Annotated in this window: 1 tRNA gene; it reads right to left on the bottom strand. The window is 44.4% G+C overall.

The annotated features are described in order from the left end of the window. Positions 1 to 209: 209 nt before the first annotated feature. A tRNA-Ala gene (locus SKC35_RS11375) sits at positions 210 to 286 on the bottom strand. Positions 287 to 329: the final 43 nt, after the last annotated feature.

Raw genomic sequence — 329 nt, 5'->3', positions numbered from 1 at the left:
AGAACCTTGTGTGAAATTCAATAAACTTGCGCTCATCTCATTCACATCGTTCCCAAATCCGTTACTCACATTTGAGTAGGGGAGGGTGGTGTTAGTCCGTAGTCTATAGTCCGAAGTCGATAGGTTACTAAACTCTTTCAATCTGTTGATCAAGCTCGTTTGCCTAATCTATACTCTCTAATCTTTACTCTATACTCTAATCTGTACTCTGGTGGAGAATAACGGATTCGAACCGTTGACCCCCTGCGTGCAAGGCAGGTGCTCTAGCCAGCTGAGCTAATCCCCCAGGGATTGTTGCTTAATTGCTTTGGCCTTGTCTCACTTTGCTT

This window comes from Aquirufa originis (genome assembly GCF_042714495.1).
Taxonomy (GTDB): Bacteria; Bacteroidota; Bacteroidia; order Cytophagales; family Spirosomataceae; genus Aquirufa; species Aquirufa originis.
The sequence above is the reverse complement of the archived record's forward strand: the minus strand, read 5'-3'. Positions and strand labels throughout refer to the sequence as shown.